Source organism: Flavobacterium plurextorum (genome assembly GCF_002217395.1).
In the GTDB taxonomy this organism is placed as follows: domain Bacteria; phylum Bacteroidota; class Bacteroidia; order Flavobacteriales; family Flavobacteriaceae; genus Flavobacterium; species Flavobacterium plurextorum.
Genome location: NZ_MUHD01000030.1, coordinates 1 through 21326 on the forward strand (window position 1 = coordinate 1; position 21326 = coordinate 21326).

The window sequence follows — 21326 nt, forward strand, 5'->3', positions numbered from 1 at the left end:
GAAATCTGGAGTTTTTTTTTTATATAATTAATGCGAAAACACGTAAACCAAAAAAAAATTAGACTTAAAATATTTCCTAGAACCTTTTTTCTTTTTATTTGCTATATTTTCAATAATTTATTTAATTTTTAAAAGAAATCAATAATCGAGTAAAATCATTATATTTTGTATTCTGAAAACTAAATAAATTTATTGAATAACACTAACAAATAGATAAAACAACACCAATAAAACACTATTAACCTAATGAAAACACTTTGTTTAATTCTTATATTTTTGGGATTATCAATAATTGGAATAGAAGCAATAAATGATTTCTCAAAAACTAAAATCTTTTATGCATCGTTGAATCCCGAGAAAAATTACTCTAAAGACATACTGGTAGTAAATGAAAAAATACCTCCGTCAAATAGCGGGAGCAACAAAACTTCGTGGGTGTTTTATGGTTATTGCAAATCTGATAAACTAAAAAGCGGAATCACAATACCAATAAATATTATTGAAAGTGGAAGTTTAAACACAAGCCAGATTCCGATTTGGAGAATTAATACGGTAAAAGATAAAATCCTTTATAGAAGACAGAATAATGTAATCAATAGTCCTTTTTCATATGAAATGCGTCAATATTGGGCTACTCCATTATTTATGATTGCAATACTGCCGGCACTATTTTGTTATTTAAACATAAGGCGAAAAGAAGAAAAACATAAACCCGTTACTTAGATCTATTTTAACATATTATACCGTCATCTCAAAATATCAAAAAAGAAACCCATAATCAAAAAAACTATTATATTTGTTTTTCTCAAAAGTGAAATAATTTAAAAACGAAACAATCATGCAAACATCAAAATATACAAGATATGCCGTAATCATTCTGGTAATCTTATTTGTGGTTCTAAGCGTAATAAGCTAAAAAACAAAAAGCCTTCTGAAAATTCAGAAGGCTTTTTTACTATTCCAAAACCTGAGTGCTACTAAAAATATAAAAAACTAACTAACTATTTTAAAAATAACGTAATGCCTTATTTTGAAGTAATTTTCTTGGCTGGTGAATTTGTAATTTTCAGCAGATAAGTTCCCTCCGGAAGATCATTAACATTCAGTGAACTGGTACTTCCTAACACTTTCTGTCCTTGCGAAAACACTTCAATATTTTTTGTTCCTGCATTTACATCACTATTCGTTATTATAGAACCTGATGCTGCAGGTTTTGTATTTACTTTAGGTTTAAGAACTGCCGGTTTTGTCAACGTTGCTGCTATAACCACAGCAACTGCTTTAGAGCTATTATAAAGAGCCGCAACCTGTTGATCTGTCAAAGCAGTATCATAGATCTTTAAATCGTCGATATCAGCGTTAATTCCAACCGTTGTATTCACTTCTCCTAATCTAAAAATATTTCCTTTGGTTGAGCGTGTTATACCGCTTAACGATTTCAATAATTCTCCGTTTCTATATATTTTAGAAGCTGTGCCATCATACGTTATTGTATATTGATACCATATATCCTTGCTTAAAGTGGTTGAAACAATAACATCATTTGAAGCACCCCAGCCTGCTAAACTTAAATCTGAATTTGATGATGAGGTACCTTGCTGTAATAATCCGCAATACTGCGCATTGTAAGCTGTACCGTAGCCCCAAATATAATTCGCCGAAGCTATATCATTAAACTTAACCCAAATACTTACTGTTCTTGCATTATTTGCCATTGGCAGATTATCAATAACAGCTTCCATAGCCTTGCCATTTAATCTTTGTGCACTTGCAGCAACTCCCGCTCTATCAGCAACAAAATTATTTGTTCCGATAAAAGAAGTTGTATTTGCTGTATTATTTAAAGTTCCATTGAAATTAAACTCCTGAATTGGGTTTTGAGCAGTCGCATTCAAATAACTTACAAACAAAAATGAGAGTAGTAATTTTTTCATGATATGTAGATTTAGGGATTAAAAAAAACATTGTGTCATTTTAACACTGCTAAACTAGATTATTATGTTTTTGAGCTGAAATTTATCCGACAACTAACCTAAATAATCGTTCAAATAACCAAAATTGATGATTTTTAACCAACAATTGGAATTATTTATACTACATGTTATTATATTAAATTTTTAAACATCTCACAATTAAACTAAAAATTTCTTACGTATAAATACGGTATTCTTATTTGAAACCAAAATATCAGCAATATAAAAAACCTGAATTTAAGCTCAATCCTAAGATTACAGTAAAACAGTTCCATAAAAAAACTCCATTCGCAAATACGAATGGAGTTCTAATATCTAAAAAAGCAGCTATCTACTTTACAAATTCAATTTTTTGAGCTTCTTCTTCATTAACACTATCAAAGAAACCTTGTTCGTTCATCCAGTCATCACTGAACACTTTACTCATATAGCGTGAACCATGATCTGGAAAAATTGCTATAATATTGCTGTCTTTTGTAAACTCACCTTCTTCTGCATATTGTTTAATAGCCTGCATTACCGCTCCCGAAGTATAACCAACAAACAAACCTTCTTTTCGAGTGATCTCTCTAGCTGAGTGTGCACTCTCCTCATCGGTCACTTTCATGAATTTATCGATGATATCAAAATCTGTTGCTGATGGAATTAAATTTTTCCCTAAACCTTCAATACGGTATGGATAAATTTCTTTGTTATCAAACTCTTTTGTTTCGTGATATTTTTTCAATACTGATCCAAAAGCATCAACACCTAAAATTCTAATATTCGGATTTTGCTCTTTTAAGAATTTTGCTGTTCCAGAAATTGTTCCTCCAGTTCCGCTGCAAGCAATAAGATGTGTAATTTTTCCTTTTGTTTGTTCCCAAATTTCAGGACCTGTAGTGTTGTAGTGAGCATCAATATTTAATTGATTAAAATATTGATTGATATAAACTGAACCTTTAGTTTCCTCGTGAAGTCGTTTAGCTACGTTGTAATATGATCTTTCATCGTCTGCAGAAACGTGAGCAGGGCAAACATATACTTTAGCTCCTAAACTCCTCAACATGTCAATCTTATCTTTGGATGATTTTGAACTTACAGCCAAAATACAATTGTAACCTTTTATAATGCTTACCATTGCCAAACTAAAACCTGTGTTACCTGATGTAGTTTCGATAATAGTATCACCTGGTGATAAAATTCCCTTTTTCTCGGCTTCTTCGATAATATATAACGCTATTCTATCTTTTGAGGAATGACCTGGATTAAAAGCTTCTACCTTTGCGTAGAAATTTCCTTCTAACTCTTCGGTGATTTTATTTAGCTTAATAAGAGGGGTATTACCTATTAACTCTAAAACATTATTATAAGCGTTTATTTCTTCTTTCATAAAAAAATAGTTAATCGAGGTGGTATTTTAAAATAACCTCGATAGGTTGCAAATTTAACAAAAAATTTTTAATTAGCTTTTAATTTTTTCTAAATCTAATAAAAAACTAAATTCCTTTGCTAAGTCTCTCAAAGCCTCAAAACGCCCTGAAGCCCCGCCATGACCAGCATCCATATTGGTATCTAAAAACAAAAAATTATTATTTGTTTTTAAATCTCTCAATTTAGCCACCCATTTGGCTGGTTCCCAATATTGTACCTGAGAATCGTGCAATCCCGTTGATACATACATATTAGGATAGTTTTGCGCTTTTACATTATCATACGGTGAGTACGACAACATATAATCGTAATACTTTTTATTATTTGGGTTTCCCCATTCGTCATATTCTCCGGTTGTAAGCGGAATACTGTCATCCAGCATCGTTGTAATGACATCTACAAAAGGTACCTGAGCAATAACTCCGTTGTATAATTCTGGAGCTTCATTAACAACAACTCCCATTAAAAGTCCTCCTGCAGATCCTCCTTCAGCATATAAATGTTCAGGAGATGTATAGTTTTCGTTAATTACAAATTTAGAGCAATCGATGAAATCTGTAAAGGTATTTTTCTTTTTTAACAGTTTTCCATCTTCATACCATTGTCTTCCTAAGTCTTCTCCACCTCTAATATGCGCGATCGCATAAACAAAACCGCGGTCTAACAAAGAAAGTCTTGTAGACGAAAAATAAGTATCCATTGTAATTCCGTAAGAGCCATACGAGTACAATAACAACGGATTTTTTCCATTTTTCTCTAATCCCTTTCTATAAATCATCGAAATTGGCACTTTTACACCATCTCTTGCAGTTGCCCAAACACGTTCTTCGATATAATTTTCTTTATCAAATTTACCTCCTAAAACCTGCTGCTCTTTTAAGATCTCTTTGGTTTTGGTTTTCATATTAAAATCAATTACAGACGATGGTGTTGCAAGCGATTGATAGCTGTATCGCAAAACATCTGTATCAAAATCAATATTAGTTGTGGTATAAGCATTGTAAGTTTCGCTTCCAAATGGCAGATAATAATCCTGATCATCACCCCAAGGCATAATTCGGATATGATTCAAACCATTTGAGCGTTCTTCTACAACTAAAAAGTTTTTAAAAATCTCAATATCTTCTAATAAAACATCTTCGCGATGCGGAATAAGATCTACCCAGTTTTTCTTTCCTGTTTTATTTTCAGGCGTTTTCATTAATTTAAAATTAGTCGCCTTATCTTTATTCGTCAAGATATAAAAGGAATCTTCGTAGTGCGAAATACTATATTCTAATCCACGAACACGAGGCTGAAAAACTTCAAATTCACCATCAGGATTATCTGATTTCAAAATTCTATATTCAGTCGTCAAAGTACTTCCAGAACTTATTACAATGTACTTTCTTGATTTTTCTTTACTTACCGAAACATTAAAAGTATCATCAACTTCATCATAAACCAAAACATCATTTTTAGAATCTGTATTTAATTTATGTCTAAAAATTTTATCTGCTCTTAAAGTAACTTCATCTTGTCTGGTATAAAAAATCGTCTTATTATCATTTGCCCAAACAGATCCTCCAGTAGCATTTTCGATTTTATCTGATAATATTTCTCCTGTTTCAAGGTTTTTGATTTGAATCGTGTAAATCCTTCTTCCAACAATGTCAACTCCAAAAGTGACAAATTTATTATCTGGACTTATACTTAAACCTCCCAATTTAAAATAAGCATGCCCTTTTGCTAATTCATTACAGTTGAATAAAATTTCTTCATCTGCTGATAGACTGCCTTTTTTTCTGGCGAATATTGGATAATCCTGACCTGTTTCAAATCTTGTAATATAAAAATATCCGTTGTAAAAATAAGGAACCGATGAATCATCTTCTTTAATTCTCCCCTTCATTTCTTCATACAATGACTCTTGCAAGTCTTTTGTATGAGCGGTCATTTTTTGATAAAATTCATTCTCTTTATTCAAGTAATCAATAACTTCTGGGTTCTCGCGATCGTTAAGCCAAAAATAATTATCTATCCTAGATTCTTTATGTTTCTTTAATGTTTTTGGAATTTCTTTAGCCTTTGGAGCCAATATATCGTTTTGCATTATTTAATTAAGCATTAGTTTTTAAATACGGAAAGGCAAAAATACTACAAACAGAACAGAACGGGAATTAATTTTTTCATAAAATATTCTATTGTAATCATAAAGCAATATACTAATTTTGTATGAAATAATTTAAAAATCAACAAAAAATGGATTTAATGGGAATGATGGGAAAACTTAAAGAAACCCAACAAAAAATTGAAGATACAAAGAAACGCCTAGATACTGTTTTAATTGACGAACAAAGCGCTGATGGATTATTAAAAGTAACATTAACTGCCAATAGAAAAATAAAAACAATCTCTATAGACGATTCTTTATTAGAAGACAAAGAACAGCTTGAAGACTATTTAATTGTAACTTTAAACAAAGCAATTGAAAAAGCAACAAGCGTTAACGAAAGAGAATTGGATGCTGTTGCAAAAATGGATATGCCAATGATTCCAGGAATGGATAATCTTTTTAAATAGTTTTTTTTTAAAGGTTCAAAGCTGCAAAGGCCCAAAGATTCAGAGGTTTTCTTTACTTCATGCACAAAACTTCAATTCTTTAAACAAAAAAAAAAAGACGCATTGCGTCTTTTTTTTTGTCTAACCTTTATTCTCTAAGCCTTTGCTGCTTTGAATCTTTGCAACTTTGAACCTTTTTGAAAAAAACTAAATTTTCGAAAGCATTTCCACTACATAACTATGCATAACCTCTTTATAATCTAAATGCGTTACAATTCGTAATTTATTGTGTCCTAGAGAGCTTATTATAATATTTTTTTGTTTTAATTTTTCAATCAAAAGCTGATCGCTGTATCCTTCTGCTAAAGAAAAAATCAAAATATTAGTTTCTACAGGCTCCACTGAGGCAACCCATGATTTTGTACTTAAAATAGCCCCAATTTCTTTAGCTCTTCTATGATCTTCTGCCAAGCGTTCAATATTATTTGCCAAAGCATACAATCCCGCTGCTGCCAAATAACCAACTTGACGCATCCCTCCACCTAATATCTTTCTGATTCTCAACGCTCTATGAATATCAGCTTTGCTTCCAAGCAAAACAGAACCAATTGGCGCTCCTAATCCTTTTGACAAACAAACTGATATAGTATCGAAAATCGCCCCAAATTCTTTTGGATTTTGTCTTTTTGCTACTAATGCATTCCAAATCCTAGCTCCATCTAAATGGAATTTTAAATTATTTGCATCACAGACTTTTTTTATTTCTCTTAGATCTTCTAATTCGTAACAAGCACCACCGCCTTTATTTGTCGTATTTTCTACGCAAACTAAACTTGTTAAAGGACTGTGATAAAATTCAGGATCATTGATCGCCGCAGCAACCTGTCTCGCATTTATCATTCCGCGATGACCATCTAATAAACAGCAGGAAACTCCGCTGTTAAAAGAAACTCCTCCTCCTTCATAATGATAAACATGCGCATATTTATCAGCAATTAACTGCTCACCCGGCTGCGTATGTAGTTTTATTGCTGTTTGGTTTGCCATAGTTCCTGACGGAAAAAAAAGTCCAGCTTCCATACCAAAAAACTCAGCCACTCTTGTTTCTAATTCGATAACCGTAGGATCCTGTTTGTATACATCATCGCCAACATGAGCGTTAAACATATACTGAAGCATCTCGTGTGTAGGTTTAGTTATGGTATCGCTAATTAAATTTATTTCCATATAAAACTATATCTTTTTTTTGGACAGCAAAATTACGTATTACTGTTAGTTTTTGATCGCAAGTTTTAATAAATTTTAACTTGCCTAATAACTATAGAACCAAATTAACGTAATATTTATAAAAAACATATAATTCAGACCTTAATAATTCAAAAAATAATCTGTTATTTTTAAAAGCTTTTGCTTCGTCCACAACACATCATTATAAAGTCTAAACAAGTCATTCTCAGACAAACGCTATTTACCTGTATTATCCTTGATGATTTAATGCAAATTCTAAAAACTATATCTTATTTTTGTACAAGGAAATTACGTTGTGAATTTTTAAAACAGTACAAACGTAATAACTGCAAAAAACAAACAAAAAACACTTATTAATTTATGACAACAGCCGAACAAGTAAAAGGTATTGTGGAGCGCCTTGGTGCGTTGAGGAGGTATCTTTGACGTCGATGCCAAGCTAATCGAAATTGCAAACGAAGAAGAAAAGACTTTTGCTCCAGATTTCTGGAACAATCCTAAGGAAGCAGAAAATATTGTAAAGAATCTTCGAAACAAAAAAAAATGGATTGAAGATTATGACAAAGCTGTTTCACTTACAGAGGAATTACAGCTGGCGTATGATTTCTATAAAGAAGGCGAGCTTTCTGCAGAGGAACTTGACGAACAATACAACATTACACAATCGCATATAGAAAACATCGAATTCAAAAACATGCTTTCTGATGAAGGCGACAGCTTAAGCGCTGTTCTTCAAATCACCGCTGGAGCCGGTGGAACCGAAAGCTGTGATTGGGCAGGAATGTTAATGCGTATGTATATGATGTGGGGAGAAAGTTATGGCTATAAAATAAAAGAGCTTAACTTTCAAGCTGGTGATGTTGCAGGAATCAAAACGGTTACTTTAGAGTTTGAAGGAGATTATTCATTTGGGTATTTAAAAGGAGAAAATGGTGTACATCGTTTGGTAAGAATTTCTCCTTTTGACAGCAATGCAAAACGTCACACCTCATTTGCTTCTGTATATGTTTATCCGTTGGTTGATGACAGTATCGAAATTGATATTAATCCTGCTGATATTGAGATTACAACTTCTCGTTCGAGTGGTGCCGGAGGACAAAATGTGAATAAAGTTGAAACAAAAGTTCAATTGGTACACAAACCAACCGGAATCCAAATTCAGTGTTCTGAAACAAGATCTCAACAAGATAACAGACAGCGCGCTATGCAAATGCTTCGTTCTCAGTTATACGAAATTGAATTAAAAAAACAACAAGCACAACGTGCCGATATTGAAGCTGGAAAAATGAAAATCGAATGGGGCTCACAAATTCGTAATTACGTAATGCAGCCTTATAAATTAGTAAAAGATGTTCGTACCGGTTACGAAACCAGCGATGTTGACGGCGTTATGAACGGAAATATTGACCCTTTCTTAAAAGCATTTTTAATGATGATGGGACAAAAAGAAGAAGAATAGTCAAAAGTGGTCAGTGTTAAGTTTCAGTTTGCAGTAAACTTTAAACTAAAAAGAAAAAATCATGATAAAATGGGCAGATGTAATTCATTTTACAAATAAAGGAAATCCAGCTCCTGAAAAAAGAGTTGAAAAAACAGCAGACGAATGGAAACAGCTTTTAACTCCTGAGGAGTTTCAGGTAACTCGCTTAAAAGGAACTGAAAGATCTTTTAGTTCTGAGCTTTGCAGTTTATTCGATCCTGGAATTTATGAGTGTAAATGCTGCGGCACTTTACTTTTTGATGCTTCCGAAAAATTTGAATCAGGAACAGGCTGGCCATCATTTACACAGCCAATAAAAGAAAATGCAATTGCTTATCATGCAGACAAATCATACGGAATGATTCGTGTTGAGGTTGTCTGTAATGTATGCGACGCACATTTAGGACATATTTTTCCAGACGGACCACAACCAAGCGGCTTGCGATATTGCATCAATGCAATTTCACTCTCTAAAATTAAAGACTAACAAAAAGCGATTTCTTACTCAAAAAAGAAATCGCTTTTTTGATTTTAATGCCAAAACAATAATTAACATTAAAAATGTAAGTCACTACCTATCAATAAAATGATTCTCTTTACGATTGTATATTTTGCAATATATAATTAATCAAATATCAATAACACTAGAAAAATCAGCATGCAAAATTAGAATACATTCATTAAATTAATAGGTAAAATGTTAATTTTGTAATATTTAAACTATTATTATAAACTTTTATCAAAAAACTTGAAAATTTTATTAGGTAATTAAAATCTATTTCATTTTATTTGGCAAAAAATAAACCCTTAGTCAATTAAACTTATCAATGAAATCCTATTCTATTCAAGAAATTAATGAAGTAATAAATGGTGTAATCTACGGCACAACTTCACAAAGCATAACCGCAACCGAGCAATTAGAAAAAGCCACCACTTCTGAAATTTCGTTTATAGGAAACAAAAAATATGAAAAATATTGGTCAGCATCAAATGCTTCAATTGCAGTTGTTAACGAAGACATTTCGATTGAACCAGGAGAAAATCGTGCTTTTATAAAAGTAAAAAATGCTGATTTAGCAATGTCTCAAATTCTAAATCTTTTCGCTCCTCCTGCTCCAATATTTCATACAAACATTCACAAAACTGCGACTGTAGATGAGACTGCAATAATTGGAGAAGGTGCTAAAATTGGTGCTGGATGTTATATTGGTCCAAAGGTTGTAATAGGAGCAAATGCAACTTTATATCCAAATGTAACAATTTTAGACGAATGTACAATTGGAAAAAATACTGTTGTTTGGTCAGGATCTGTAGTTCGCGAGCGCTGCCATATTGGTAACGATTGCATTATTCATCCAAATGCTACAATTGGAGCCGACGGTTTTGGGTTTCGTCCATGTTCTGAAAAAGGTTTAGTTAAAATTCCGCAAATTGGAAATGTTATTATAGGAAACGGAGTTGAAATTGGAGCAAACTCTTGCGTCGATCGTGGGAAATTCAGCTCTACAATTTTAGGCGATGGGTGTAAGATTGATAATTTAGTTCAAATTGGGCATAATAGTAAATTAGGTAAATTTTGTATTATGGCTGGAAACAGCGGCTTAGCTGGATCAGTAACTTTAGGAAACGGAGTTATTATTGGCGGAAGCGCCTCTATAAAAGACCACACGACAATTGGTGACGGTGCTGTTATAGGTGCAGGATCTGGTGTTATAGGTGATGTTCCTGCAGGAAAAACAATGTTAGGCTATCCAGCAGTTGAAGCTCGTGATGCTTTAAAACAATGGGCAACACTAAAAAGAATGGCTTGCAATCCTAAAAAATAATACAATTTAAACAGCTATAGAAAAAGCAGAAGCCAACCGCTTCTGCTTTTTTATTTAAGAAAATAAAATCCTCTAAAATTAAAGTTCAGACAAATTTGAAATACTCTGTTTATTTCAATTGATTTTGTAAATTAGCCAACACTATTTTATAAAATCAATACTATATCATGGATTTAAACTTCAATAAAAACGAAGATCATAATAAACTACTCCTTTCTGAATTAAAACAAAAATTTGCCAAAGTAAAACTAGGCGGCGGTGAAAAACGAATTGAAAAATTACATGCCGAAGGAAAAATGACGGCTCGTGAGCGAATCGCTTATTTATTGGATGAAAATTCAAATAGTATTGAAGTTGGAGGTTTTGCAGGCGAAGGAATGTACAAAGAACATGGCGGATGTCCTTCTGGTGGTGTAGTTGTTAAAATTGGCTATGTAAAAGGCAAACAATGTATTGTTGTTGCAAATGATGCCACTGTAAAAGCAGGAGCTTGGTTTCCTATAACTGCAAAAAAAAATCTGCGAGCGCAAGAAATTGCTATCGAGAACAAACTTCCTATTATTTATTTAGTTGACAGTGCAGGTGTTTATTTACCGCTTCAAGATGAAATTTTTCCAGATAAAGAACATTTTGGCCGAATTTTTAGAAATAACGCACAAATGAGCAGCATGGGTATTACCCAAATCGCAGCTGTAATGGGCAGTTGTGTTGCAGGCGGAGCATACCTTCCAATTATGAGCGATGAGGCCTTAATTGTAGATAAAACCGGCAGTATTTTCCTTGCTGGAAGTTATTTAGTAAAAGCTGCTATTGGAGAGACAATTGACAATGAAACTTTGGGCGGAGCAACAACACATTGCGAGATTTCGGGCGTGACCGATTATAAAGCAAAAGATGACAAAGATGCTCTAGACAAGATTAAAAATATAGTCGATAAAATTGGTGATTTTGATAAAGCAGGTTATAGTCGAATCAAAGCCGAAAAACCAGCATTAGAACCTACTGATATCTACGGAATTCTGCCAAAAGCCCGAAATGAGCAGTATGATATGATGGAAATAATTAATCGTCTCGTTGATAATTCAGAATTTGAAGCTTACAAAGATGGTTATGGTCAATCCTTAATTACTGGATACGCTAGAATTGACGGCTGGGCTGTAGGGATTGTTGCTAATCAACGAAAAGTAGTTAAAACAAAAAAAGGCGAAATGCAGTTTGGCGGCGTTATCTATTCTGACAGTGCCGACAAAGCAACCCGATTTATTGCCAATTGTAATCAAAAGAAAATTCCTTTAGTATTTCTGCAAGACGTTACTGGTTTTATGGTTGGATCAAAATCTGAACATGGCGGAATTATTAAAGACGGAGCTAAAATGGTCAATGCCGTAAGTAATTCGGTTGTACCTAAGTTCACGGTAATTGTAGGGAACTCTTATGGAGCAGGAAACTACGCAATGTGCGGTAAAGCTTATGACCCGAGATTAATTTTTGCATGGCCTAGCGCTGAGCTTGCTGTTATGGGCGGGACTCAAGCCGCAAAAGTTTTAGCGCAAATTGAAGCTTCTTCACTTAAAGCTAAAGGAGAAATTATCAACGAAGAAAAAGAAACTGAACTTTTTAATAAAATAAAAGTTCGTTACGACGAACAAACTTCTCCTTATTATGCTGCATCTAGATTATGGACGGATGCTATAATTGATCCATTGGACACACGTAAATGGATTTCTATGGGAATCGAAGCGGCAAACCACGCTCCTATTCAAAAACCATTTAACTTGGGAGTAATTCAGGTTTAAATTATGTACCTCTTTTCAAACGTGTTAAAATAATATCAAAAAACTTATTTCCAGATACTTAAATTAAATATATCATTAAAAATTAGTAACTTAGTGTATAATTTTTAATCTCGTTGTATCATGGAAAATGTAAAAAGCTTAAATAAGTGGGCAAATTCGCATACTTATTTACCAGTAGATTTAGTACGCATAATATTGGGGGTTTTCTTATTTATGAAAGGGGTTTCTTTTGTAACCAATGTTCAGTATTTGCATGATTTGATTTCTCCAATTGATCGATTCGGAGGCGGAATGTTTCTTTTGCATTATATCGCACCGGCTCACATGATTGGAGGCATAATGATCTTTTTTGGACTGCTGACCCGCTGGGCGATCGCGGCTCAATTACCAATACTATTTGGAGCTGTACTTATCAATTTCATGGGGCACATGCATTCTGAAAGCTTAGCTTTAGCAATCATCGTATTGTTACTCTGCATATTTTTCTTGTTTTATGGCGGTGGAAAACACTCTGCTGACTATTATTTTAAAATGCAGCAATAATGTTTTATTATCCTCAGTTTAATCAAAATAAATTGAGGATAATTTAATAAAACGTTTTTTAAGAAGTAATTAGCACTCTAAATTTCTTTTATTGTATTTTATGAACTAATTTCGCCCGCATGAATTGGATTCGTAAAATTGTATTTTTTATATCACTCTTAATTATTGGAGTTTTTGCTGCTCAAGCAGAAGGCTCTGTGGTACAAAAAATCGAAACTCAAAAAACGAATACCAATTTCGGCAAAGAAACACCAGATTCATCTGCATTTATTCAACCGCAAGCAGGTTATCAATTGGCTGCAAACATTAAGCACACCAATTCTGGCGTAATAAAGTGGTTTGATTCTTTATTGCTTACTATTCCGCAATATAGAATTGAAAAAACAGCTTCAAACTTTGTCAATCAATTTTCTACTCAGAGCAATAAAATCTTAATAATGCTCTACCCTTTCCATTTTTTTTGGTAGTATACCTATGAAACTTTAAGGAAGATTATATTTTCTTCTCACACTCTTAAGCCGTTTTTCTTTCCGAAAAACCGTTTATAATTTCATGTATTTATCAAATTTAAAAAGAAATGGACACAAGTATTACGATAATTGGCGTTGTGATTGCGATCATAGTTGCCGTACCAATATATTTTTCAGCACGATCAAGCGCTGCAAACAAATCAAAAATTTTAAACATCAAAAAGAAGTTTAATCCAACACATCCTGAAGATTTTGATTTAACAGAATCACAAAACAACAAAACACTTACAATAGATCAAAAAAACAGAAAATTCATTTTAATGAATTTCAATCCTAATCAGCAGGAATCGATATTTGTAGACTTAAAAAGTGTATCGTCTTGCAAATTAACTTTAACTACTGAAAGCAATTCAGATACTATAGTGAAGATTGATTTTGAATTTCAAGATAAAGAAACTTCTAAAAAAATTACAATCCCATTCTATGATTTTGATGATGACCGCATCAAACAGATAAGTGTATACCAAGATCATATGTTTGCGAAAAAATGGCTTAAAATCATTCAGGATTCTATTTAATGTTAGTTATTTAATTCAGTAAAAAGAGGCTCACTATGAGTCTCTTTTTTTTGATCGATACATGACATTTGTCATTTTACATCTTAACATCAATAACTAACTTTGGGGGAAAATAAATTTGTCTTATGGAAATTTCACTAACCCAAAAATACAATGTACCAGGCCCAAGATATACAAGTTATCCAACTGTTCCATACTGGAACGAGTCTGCCTTCACTGTAGAGCAATGGAAGTCGTCTTTTCAAAAATCCTTCTCGGAGAGTAATTCACAAAACGGAATTAGTTTATACCTGCATCTGCCATTCTGCGAAAGCATGTGTACCTTTTGCGGCTGTAATAAAAGAATCACAAAAAATCATTCTGTTGAGGAGATATACATATGTGCAATCTTAAAAGAATGGAGATTATATTGTGAATTACTTCCTAAAAAACCTTCCATAAAGGAAATTCATTTAGGCGGCGGTACTCCAACTTTTTTTTCTACCGAAAATTTAGAACATTTAATTAATGGTATTTTTAAATTAGCCGATAAAGCAGATAATTATGAATTTAGCTTTGAAGGACATCCTAATAATACTACTTACGAACAATTAAAAAAACTATATGATTTAGGCTTCCGCCGAGTTAGTTTTGGTGTTCAAGATTATGCCGAAAAAGTACAAAAAGCAATACATCGTATACAACCTTTTCATAATGTAGCAAAAGTTACTTTTTGGGCAAAAGAAATTGGTTATAAATCTATCGGACATGATATTATCTTCGGCTTGCCTTTTCAAACTGTTGAAGATGTTATTGATACTGTCGAAAAAACAAATTCATTAAAACCTGACCGTTTAGCGTTTTACAGCTATGCTCATGTGCCTTGGATAAAAGGAAACGGACAACGCGGCTTTAATGAAGAAAACCTTCCTAAAGACGCTGAGAAAAGAAAACTGTACGAAACAGGAAAACAATTGCTTTCTGCCAACGGTTATCATGAAATTGGCATGGATCACTTTGCTTTGTCTTCTGACAGTTTATATCATGCCGCGCATAATAAAAAAATGCATCGAAACTTTATGGGATACAGCGCTTCTAAAACGCAGCTTATGATTGGTCTAGGTGTTTCATCTATCAGCGACAGCTGGTATAGTTTTGCTCAAAACACGAAGAGTCTTGAAGAATATTATAGAATTTTAAGAGAAAATCAACTGCCAATTGTAAAAGGGCATATTTTAGATGAGGAAGATTTAATCATTAGAAAACACATCTTAAATCTTACTTGCGATCTTGAAACTTCTTGGAGTAATGAATCACTGTACTTTAAAGAATTACCGTCAGTATTATTAGATCTTGAAGAAATTGAGAAAGACAAACTAATTGTAATTGAAGAAGATAAACTCAAAATTACAGAAGCTGGAAGACCATTTGTTCGTAATATTTGTATGGCTTTTGATTTGCATTTAAAAAGAAAATCTCCTGAGACTAATTTATTCTCAATGACGGTTTAAAAAACGGTCAAAATTTAAAGACAATTTAATAGTCGAAGTTTTAATGACAATTTGGAGTTGCTTGAACAAACAAATTCATATTAGAAGGAGATAAATAAGGAATTCCTAATCCTAAACCTCTCAAAATAAACAACACTCCAATTATTATTGCAACATAAGGAATTGCTTTTTGAATTTTGTTTCTAAAAGGTAATTTAAGCAATGAATTAATATATACTACAACTGTCATTAAAGGAATAGTTCCTAATCCATACAAAAGCATATACAGAACACCAAGTCCTGCGCTCTGCATGGCAATTGCACCAAACAAGGCAACATAAACCATTCCGCATGGTAAAAAGCCATTTAATAAACCAATTGTAAAAAGAGACTTGTAACTTTTCTTTTTAAACTGGCTTCCCAGGCTCGATTTTATATTTGAAATAATTTTATATACTGGTTTCGAAAAATTGTACTTAGCGAATACTTTTTCCGGAATTAGAACAACTAAAATCATGGCAACGCCAATAAAAATTGACATATTTTGCTGCATTCCGGCAAGGAAAAAACCTCTCCCTAATAGTCCGAAAATCAATCCAATTGACGCATAAGCAGATAATCGGCCTAAATGGTAGGTAATAATCTGAGCTGCCTTCTTGGTTTCGTTATTATGGTCTACTGGAAGCATCATAGCTATTGGTCCACACATTCCAACACAATGCAGACTGCTTATAAGGCCAAATATTAGAGCAGAAAATAACATTTTACAATTAATTTACGTAGATAACTTCTTTTGTCAAGTATTTTTTTCCTTCGTACTGCCACTCCATATTAACATCCCAACGTCCTTTTATTAATTTTTTCTGCGGAATCAGTAATGAAGAATTTGTTAAAGCAATTTGAGTATCAAAATCAAATTTCTTATTTGAAGGTCTATACAATAAAACATTTCCTTTTACTTTACTGCCTTCAAAGTCAGCAGGAAAAGTAACTTGTACACCCTCTTGACTATATTTGATTGATGGTTTGTGCTGTAAATCATGTGCATTTTGAATTCTTGCCATTTCTTCCTGAAAATGAGTATCATGCTTATAATACTCTTCAACAACCAAATCATTATCATATTTACTATTTGATTGTACTTCGAAAACAAAATATAAAATAAATGTCATAAACAATGCAAATGCAATGACAATTCCAGTTCCCCAATTAATTTTCATGATACTTGTGTTTATTTAATTAAAACTTCTTGGTCCTAAGAAATTTGTATTCGTTGTTTCAAGTAATTCGGTACCATTATAGACACCAATTTTTACTTTGGTTTTGTCACTTTCTAACAATACTTCATTTATTTCAATAAATAGTGTTCCTTGCGAAATTCCTTCTTTTGGAACTTTAAAATGTTGTTTTCCTACGTTTCTAATTTCTCCTTTTTGATCTATTAACTCAAAATGAATATCATTGTAATCTTTCATTGTTTTGTTAACAATCTTGTAGGTATAAACATTACTGATTTTATCTCCTTTATGTTGAAAAAGCTGACCAGGTAAACGTAAAACAACTGCCTGAACATCTGTTCTTAAAAACAGCATTCCAACAAAAATACTCAATAAAATGAACAATACAGCTGTGTAGCCTTTCATTCTTGCGGTAAACTTAAAAGGCTCTTTTTTAGCGATTTCATCTTCAGAAGCATAACGAATAAGTCCTTTTGGTAATCCTACACTTTCCATAATGTGATCACACTCATCTATACAAGCTGTACAGTTTGTACATTCTAGTTGTGTTCCATTTCTAATATCAATTCCCATTGGGCAGACATGCACGCATTGAAGACAATCAATACAATCGCCTTTTCCTGTCAGTGCTCTATCTTCTTTTTTATTAAACTTAGCTCTGCCTTTTTCTTTTTCACCACGTACAAAGTCATACGCGACGTTTATTGATTTATTATCTAATAAAACACCTTGTAATCGTCCGTAAGGACAAGCAATAATACATACCTGTTCACGAAACCAAACAAAAACGAAATAAAAAACTCCGGTAAAAATAAGAAGTGCGATAAAATTACTTGCTTGTTTAACAGGTCCTTGCTCAACCATTAAAAATAAGGCGTCGCTGCCAACTAAATAAGCAAGAAATACATTTGCTATACCAAAGGATATTAAAAAGAAAATTGTCCATTTAACAACTCTTTTTCTAATTTTCTCTGCGTTCCACTCCATCCTTGCTAAACGAGACTGTGCACCTCGATCTCCGTCAATCCAATACTCGATTCGGCGAAATACCATTTCTAAAAAAATGGTTTGAGGACATATCCATCCACAAAAAATCCGTCCAAAAACAACTGTAAACAAAATAACAAATACAACGCCGACAAGTATTGAAATAACGAAAAGGTAGAAATCCTGGGGCCAAAAGGGAAATCCGAAAATATTAAAACGACGTTCAAGTATATTGAACATCATAAATTGGTTTCCGTTTACTTTGATAAACGGATTAACAATTAAAATAGTCAGTAAAATGTAACTGACTATTTTTCTGTAGTTATAAAATTTACCAGACGGTTTCTTAGGGAATATAAATTTCCTGTTACCGCCTTCATCTATAGTTCCAATGGTATCTCTAAAAGCTTCGTCTGGTAAATTTGACATGATATTCTAAATTATTTTTTAACTTCTGTAGTATCTTTTGGTGTGTTTGCTGCAGTATCTGCTTTAGGAGCACCTTCTCCTGCCCATACTTCACCTTCGGCTTCTTTTGGGTCTTTTGGATTACTTCCCTGCAATGATAAAATGTAGCTGGCAACCTTTTGAATTTCTTTCGGTTTAAGGGTTCCTTTCCAAGCGATCATCCCTTTACCATCACGACCTCCATTTGTAATAGTATGGAATATTTCTTTGATTCCACCTCCTAAAATCCAATGATCATCTGTTAAGTTTGGACCAATTTGTCCTCCTCCATCTGCTCTATGGCAAGCTGCACAATTAGTTGTAAATATTTCTTTTCCGGCATCTAAACTTGGTGCATCGGTAAGTAAAACAACTGTTTTCTCATCCATCAAATCTGGAGCAGTTTTCATATATTCTTCGACATCAATTTTTGCCTGAGCCATTTCTTTTTTAAGCTCCATTTCCTGATCATCAGCTCCTAAAACATCATAACGAACTACATAGATTACACCAAAAATGATACAGATGTAGAATAAATAAACCCACCATGGCGGTAAATTATTATCAAGCTCTTTAATACCGTCATAATCGTGGTCCAGTAATAAATCTGCTTCTTTAGACATTGGCACTGTCTTAGTAAGTTTATGCATTAAATCTTTGTACCAAGTACTCTCTTGAAGACTCAAACTGCTTTCATACTCAGCTTTTGCCTTTTCTTCGGGAGACATTAATTGATACATAACACGATTTACTGCGCTAAGCGTAATTTCGATTGCAATCAAAATAAATAGAAATACAAACAAAAAGACAGATACCATTGGATATTTAATAAATGCCGGTTTATCACCTGAATCTATAAAATACTCCATCAAAGCAAAAACGATGAAAAAAATCAACGGTACTCTAACATATACTGGGAAAAACTTTTTCATTTTATCTATCTTTTGAAATTAAATTATCCTCTAAAGGTATTTGGCTCATTTCTTGAATTTTATCTTTCTTATAAGAAAATACCCAAAAGCCTAATCCTACGAAAAAGAAAAAGAAAATCAAGAGAGAAAGAATCGGGTAAATTTCTATACCCGATATCGTTTCCATATTGTGTTTTATTTGTTCAAACATAATGCTGTTATTTAGAAGTTTCTTTTACTTTAATATCAGTACCAAGTCTTTGAATGTAAGCAATCAAAGCAACGATTTCTCTTTCATTCATAGGAATAAATTTCTCGCCTTTAGCTTCTGCTTTTTTCCTGCTGTCTTCATAACTTTTTACAAAATCAGGATCACTTTCTAAGCTTTTTTCAATTTTAACTGCCTGATCTCTTAAAGTTCTTTGTGCATTTGCAACTTCTTCTTCAGTGTAAGGTACACCAAGTGAAATCATTGCTTTCATTTTCTTCTGAGTTAATGAAATGTCCATTGGCTCATTATCAAACAACCATTTATAACCTGGCATTATCGATCCTGCAGATGTACTTTGCGGATTCCACATATGATTAAAGTGCCAGTTATCATTATACTTACCACCAACTCTTAATAAATCTGGACCTGTACGTTTTGATCCCCATAAGAACGGATGATCATAAACAAACTCTCCTGCTTTTGATTGTACTCCATAACGCTCAACTTCACTTCTAAATGGTCGAACTGATTGTGAGTGACAACCTACACAACCTTCTCTGATATACAAATCACGTCCTTCAAGTTCTAACGGTGTATATGGTTTTACACTTGAAATTGTTGGTATATTAGATTTTACCATAATGGTTGGTACAATTTGAATAATCCCTCCAATTAAAATTGCTATTGTAGCTAAAATGGTTAATTGAATTGGTTTTCTTTCTAACCAAGAATGGAATTTTTCTCCATTAAGTCTTCCACTGCTGATTTTTTGCAAGGCTGGAGCTTGAGCCAATTCATCTTCAATTGTCTGCCCAGCTTTTACAGTCATAATGATATTGTAAACCAAAGTCAACATACCTATCAAATACAAACTTCCTCCAATTGCTCTCATCCAATACATTGGCATAATTGCAGTTACTGTTTCAAGAAAGTTTCCATACGTTAATGTACCATCTGGATTAAACTGTTTCCACATTGAAGCTTGTTGAAAACCTGCTACGTATAATGGAATTGTATATACTATAATACCTAATGTACCGATCCAGAAATGGAAGTTTGCTAATTTCTTAGAGAATAAATCTGATTTTGTCATTCGAGGAATCAACCAATAAATGATACCAAAAGACATAAATCCATTCCATGCTAATGCACCTACGTGCACGTGAGCAACGATCCAGTCCGTGTAATGCGCGATAGCATTTACATTTTTAAGAGATAACATTGGTCCTTCAAAAGTCGCCATACCATAACCTGTAATAGCTACTACAAAGAATTTTAAAACTGGTTCTTCACGAACTTTGTCCCACGCTCCTCTTAATGTTAACAATCCGTTGATCATACCTCCCCATGATGGAGCAATTAACATTACAGAGAATGCAACACCTAAATTTTGAGCCCAGTTAGGTAATGCTGAATATAATAAATGGTGTGGTCCTGCCCAGATATAAATAAAGATTAAAGACCAAAAGTGAATAATTGACAGTCTATAAGAGTAAACTGGACGATTTGCTACTTTAGGCACGAAATAATACATTAATCCTAAAAATGGAGTCGTCAAGAAAAATGCAACTGCATTGTGACCGTACCACCATTGTACCAAAGCATCTTGTACTCCAGCATAAACTGAATAACTTTTTAATGCTGAAACTGGAATTTCAATATTGTTAAAAATATGAAGAACTGCAACAGTTACAAACGTAGCCAAGTAAAACCAAATAGCTACATATAAGTGACGTTCCCTACGTCGCAGCATTGTACCTATCATATTGATCCCCATTACCACCCAAATAAGCGCTATGGCAATATCTATAGGCCACTCAAGCTCAGCATATTCTTTTGAAGAAGTATAGCCTAATGGCAATGTAATTGCGGCGGCTACGATAATTAACTGCCAGCCCCAAAAATGTAAGTTACTTAAAAAGTCACTAAACATTCTGGCTTTAAGCAATCTTTGCATGGAATAATACATCCCCGCAAAAAAGGCATTTCCAACAAATGCAAAGATAACGGCGTTGGTGTGCAACGGTCTTAAGCGACCATAACTTAACCACGATATCCCATCTGTCAAATTGGGAAAAAGGTACATGACCGCTAAGGTCAGCCCCACTAACATACCCACTACTCCAAAAAGGATGGTGGCGTAAATGAATTTTTTTACAATTTTGTTGTCGTAATAAAACTGTTCCATTTCCATA

At 33.2% G+C, this 21326-nt stretch carries 20 protein-coding genes; 10 read left to right on the forward strand and 10 right to left on the reverse strand.

The annotated features are described in order from the left end of the window. Window positions 1-246 precede the first annotated feature (246 nt). Window positions 247-723 carry a hypothetical protein gene (locus tag B0A81_RS16100; RefSeq protein WP_123922199.1) on the forward strand — a complete coding sequence of 159 codons (477 nt, stop codon included), beginning with the start codon at window positions 247-249 and terminating at the stop codon, window positions 721-723. 302 nt (window positions 724-1025) lie between these two features. Here B0A81_RS16100 and B0A81_RS16105 read toward each other — a convergent pair whose 3' ends face one another. The 3 genes from B0A81_RS16105 to B0A81_RS16115 form a co-directional block, all read right to left on the reverse strand. Further along, complete coding sequence (locus B0A81_RS16105; protein ID WP_089058972.1) at window positions 1026-1934, reverse strand: LamG-like jellyroll fold domain-containing protein; 909 nt, start codon at window positions 1932-1934, stop codon at window positions 1026-1028. A 370-nt stretch (window positions 1935-2304) separates the two neighbouring features. Then, window positions 2305-3345 carry a PLP-dependent cysteine synthase family protein gene (locus B0A81_RS16110; protein ID WP_089058973.1) on the reverse strand — a complete coding sequence of 347 codons (1041 nt, stop codon included), beginning with the start codon at window positions 3343-3345 and terminating at the stop codon, window positions 2305-2307. A gap of 72 nt (window positions 3346-3417) precedes the next feature. Next, a complete protein-coding gene (locus B0A81_RS16115; protein ID WP_089058974.1) occupies window positions 3418-5478 on the reverse strand; it encodes a S9 family peptidase in 2061 nt (686 codons plus the stop codon). A gap of 149 nt (window positions 5479-5627) precedes the next feature. Here B0A81_RS16115 and B0A81_RS16120 point away from each other — a divergent pair, with 149 nt between their 5' ends. Beyond that, on the forward strand, window positions 5628-5948 hold the full coding sequence (locus B0A81_RS16120; RefSeq protein WP_089052354.1) for a YbaB/EbfC family nucleoid-associated protein: 321 nt from the start codon (window positions 5628-5630) through the stop codon (window positions 5946-5948). Window positions 5949-6134: 186 nt separating this feature from the next. On the opposite strand, the gene B0A81_RS16125 is transcribed toward B0A81_RS16120, so the two are convergent. Continuing rightward, window positions 6135-7154 (reverse strand): threonine aldolase family protein, encoded by a 1020-nt coding sequence (locus tag B0A81_RS16125; protein ID WP_089058975.1) that lies wholly within the window; start codon window positions 7152-7154, stop codon window positions 6135-6137. Between the two features lie 381 nt (window positions 7155-7535). On the opposite strand from B0A81_RS16125, the gene prfB reads away from it, so the two are divergent. The 8 genes from prfB to hemN all read left to right on the forward strand — a co-directional run bounded on the left by prfB (window position 7536) and on the right by hemN (window position 15358). After that, window positions 7536-8634, forward strand: a protein-coding gene (gene prfB / locus B0A81_RS16130) for a peptide chain release factor 2 (protein ID WP_123922200.1) whose coding sequence is annotated in 2 segments (ribosomal slippage) — window positions 7536-7598 and window positions 7600-8634 — 1098 coding nt in all. Because the reading frame shifts where the segments join, the coding sequence is not laid out codon by codon here. A 61-nt stretch (window positions 8635-8695) separates the two neighbouring features. Beyond that, window positions 8696-9142 carry a peptide-methionine (R)-S-oxide reductase MsrB gene (gene msrB, locus B0A81_RS16135; RefSeq protein ID WP_089058977.1) on the forward strand — a complete coding sequence of 149 codons (447 nt, stop codon included), beginning with the start codon at window positions 8696-8698 and terminating at the stop codon, window positions 9140-9142. A gap of 340 nt (window positions 9143-9482) precedes the next feature. Continuing rightward, window positions 9483-10481, forward strand: a complete 999-nt coding sequence (gene lpxD / locus B0A81_RS16140) for a UDP-3-O-(3-hydroxymyristoyl)glucosamine N-acyltransferase (RefSeq protein WP_089058978.1) — start codon at window positions 9483-9485, stop codon at window positions 10479-10481. Between the two features lie 167 nt (window positions 10482-10648). Further along, window positions 10649-12277, forward strand: a complete 1629-nt coding sequence (locus B0A81_RS16145; protein WP_089058979.1) for an acyl-CoA carboxylase subunit beta — start codon at window positions 10649-10651, stop codon at window positions 12275-12277. Window positions 12278-12397: 120 nt separating this feature from the next. Beyond that, on the forward strand, window positions 12398-12820 hold the full coding sequence (locus B0A81_RS16150) for a DoxX family protein (protein WP_089058980.1): 423 nt from the start codon (window positions 12398-12400) through the stop codon (window positions 12818-12820). Window positions 12821-12939: 119 nt separating this feature from the next. Then, window positions 12940-13287, forward strand: a complete 348-nt coding sequence (locus B0A81_RS16155; protein WP_089058981.1) for a hypothetical protein — start codon at window positions 12940-12942, stop codon at window positions 13285-13287. Window positions 13288-13397: 110 nt separating this feature from the next. Further along, on the forward strand, window positions 13398-13868 hold the full coding sequence (locus B0A81_RS16160; protein WP_089058982.1) for a hypothetical protein: 471 nt from the start codon (window positions 13398-13400) through the stop codon (window positions 13866-13868). Between the two features lie 125 nt (window positions 13869-13993). Then, window positions 13994-15358, forward strand: coding sequence for an oxygen-independent coproporphyrinogen III oxidase (gene hemN / locus B0A81_RS16165; protein ID WP_089058983.1), 1365 nt, complete (start codon window positions 13994-13996; stop codon window positions 15356-15358). 40 nt (window positions 15359-15398) lie between these two features. Here hemN and B0A81_RS16170 read toward each other — a convergent pair whose 3' ends face one another. The 6 genes from B0A81_RS16170 to ccoN are packed head-to-tail and all read right to left on the reverse strand — an operon-like array spanning window position 15399 to window position 21325. After that, window positions 15399-16100 (reverse strand): sulfite exporter TauE/SafE family protein, encoded by a 702-nt coding sequence (locus B0A81_RS16170; RefSeq protein ID WP_089058984.1) that lies wholly within the window; start codon window positions 16098-16100, stop codon window positions 15399-15401. Between the two features lie 7 nt (window positions 16101-16107). After that, on the reverse strand, window positions 16108-16557 hold the full coding sequence (locus B0A81_RS16175; protein ID WP_089058985.1) for a FixH family protein: 450 nt from the start codon (window positions 16555-16557) through the stop codon (window positions 16108-16110). Between the two features lie 15 nt (window positions 16558-16572). After that, window positions 16573-17991, reverse strand: a complete 1419-nt coding sequence (gene ccoG, locus B0A81_RS16180) for a cytochrome c oxidase accessory protein CcoG (protein WP_089058986.1) — start codon at window positions 17989-17991, stop codon at window positions 16573-16575. Window positions 17992-18002: 11 nt separating this feature from the next. Continuing rightward, entirely contained in the window at window positions 18003-18941 is a 939-nt protein-coding gene (locus tag B0A81_RS16185) for a cbb3-type cytochrome c oxidase N-terminal domain-containing protein (protein WP_089058987.1), read from the reverse strand. Between the two features lies 1 nt (window position 18942). Then, window positions 18943-19131, reverse strand: coding sequence for a CcoQ/FixQ family Cbb3-type cytochrome c oxidase assembly chaperone (locus B0A81_RS16190; RefSeq protein ID WP_089052368.1), 189 nt, complete (start codon window positions 19129-19131; stop codon window positions 18943-18945). A 7-nt stretch (window positions 19132-19138) separates the two neighbouring features. Then, entirely contained in the window at window positions 19139-21325 is a 2187-nt protein-coding gene (ccoN, locus tag B0A81_RS16195; protein ID WP_089058988.1) for a cytochrome-c oxidase, cbb3-type subunit I, read from the reverse strand. Between the last annotated feature and the right edge of the window lies 1 nt (window position 21326).

Coding starts and splice junctions, on each gene's coding strand:
- B0A81_RS16100 (WP_123922199.1), top strand. CDS start 247: ATGAAAACACTTTGTTTAATTCTTATATTTTTGGGATTATCAATAATT.
- B0A81_RS16105 (WP_089058972.1), bottom strand. CDS start 1,934: ATGAAAAAATTACTACTCTCATTTTTGTTTGTAAGTTATTTGAATGCG.
- B0A81_RS16110 (WP_089058973.1), bottom strand. CDS start 3,345: ATGAAAGAAGAAATAAACGCTTATAATAATGTTTTAGAGTTAATAGGT.
- B0A81_RS16115 (WP_089058974.1), bottom strand. CDS start 5,478: ATGCAAAACGATATATTGGCTCCAAAGGCTAAAGAAATTCCAAAAACA.
- B0A81_RS16120 (WP_089052354.1), top strand. CDS start 5,628: ATGGATTTAATGGGAATGATGGGAAAACTTAAAGAAACCCAACAAAAA.
- B0A81_RS16125 (WP_089058975.1), bottom strand. CDS start 7,154: ATGGAAATAAATTTAATTAGCGATACCATAACTAAACCTACACACGAG.
- msrB (WP_089058977.1), top strand. CDS start 8,696: ATGATAAAATGGGCAGATGTAATTCATTTTACAAATAAAGGAAATCCA.
- lpxD (WP_089058978.1), top strand. CDS start 9,483: ATGAAATCCTATTCTATTCAAGAAATTAATGAAGTAATAAATGGTGTA.
- B0A81_RS16145 (WP_089058979.1), top strand. CDS start 10,649: ATGGATTTAAACTTCAATAAAAACGAAGATCATAATAAACTACTCCTT.
- B0A81_RS16150 (WP_089058980.1), top strand. CDS start 12,398: ATGGAAAATGTAAAAAGCTTAAATAAGTGGGCAAATTCGCATACTTAT.
- B0A81_RS16155 (WP_089058981.1), top strand. CDS start 12,940: ATGAATTGGATTCGTAAAATTGTATTTTTTATATCACTCTTAATTATT.
- B0A81_RS16160 (WP_089058982.1), top strand. CDS start 13,398: ATGGACACAAGTATTACGATAATTGGCGTTGTGATTGCGATCATAGTT.
- hemN (WP_089058983.1), top strand. CDS start 13,994: ATGGAAATTTCACTAACCCAAAAATACAATGTACCAGGCCCAAGATAT.
- B0A81_RS16170 (WP_089058984.1), bottom strand. CDS start 16,100: ATGTTATTTTCTGCTCTAATATTTGGCCTTATAAGCAGTCTGCATTGT.
- B0A81_RS16175 (WP_089058985.1), bottom strand. CDS start 16,557: ATGAAAATTAATTGGGGAACTGGAATTGTCATTGCATTTGCATTGTTT.
- ccoG (WP_089058986.1), bottom strand. CDS start 17,991: ATGTCAAATTTACCAGACGAAGCTTTTAGAGATACCATTGGAACTATA.
- B0A81_RS16185 (WP_089058987.1), bottom strand. CDS start 18,941: ATGAAAAAGTTTTTCCCAGTATATGTTAGAGTACCGTTGATTTTTTTC.
- B0A81_RS16190 (WP_089052368.1), bottom strand. CDS start 19,131: ATGTTTGAACAAATAAAACACAATATGGAAACGATATCGGGTATAGAA.
- ccoN (WP_089058988.1), bottom strand. CDS start 21,325: ATGGAAATGGAACAGTTTTATTACGACAACAAAATTGTAAAAAAATTC.